Source organism: Mesorhizobium sp. M2A.F.Ca.ET.037.01.1.1 (assembly GCF_003998075.1).
Lineage (GTDB): Bacteria > Pseudomonadota > Alphaproteobacteria > Rhizobiales > Rhizobiaceae > Mesorhizobium.
Genome location: NZ_RZSA01001861.1, coordinates 1 through 400, shown reverse-complemented (window position 1 = coordinate 400; position 400 = coordinate 1). Strand labels below are relative to the sequence as shown.

Annotated in this window: 1 pseudogene; it reads left to right on the top strand. The window is 62.5% G+C overall.

Going from position 1 to position 400, the window contains the following annotated elements:
• Positions 1-400: pseudogene (locus EOA27_RS40195) on the top strand (glycosyl transferase family 39); the annotation flags it as partial.

The following is a 400-nucleotide window of genomic DNA, read 5'->3' as shown; positions in this document are numbered from 1 at the left end:
CTGCCCTTGCCATGCGTCTGGATGCCATGGGCGACAGGGGCAGGAAGACGCAAGCCACGATTGTCTTCGCCGGCGCCGTCCTCGCCATCCTGGTGCTGCCGGTAAGCTGGTACATGCAGGTGTACGGCGGAGACAGCCGCGGGCGCATCGTGCGGATGGACTATCATTCGCTGTACGGCCAGCTCATGTCCGAAGGGCCGGTGCGCACGGTGATATCCAGCTGGTTCTGGGCCGGCAATTTGCGTCTTGTCGATTCTGATCTCGTCGTGCTCGACGACGAGATACCCGATTTTGCCGCGTCGATCCGCGAACCAGCCGTGCTTGTCCTGGCGGCTGACGACGGCGAGCCGAATTCGATCATTTTCGACAGGATCGCCAAGGCCGGCTACGCGATGGACAC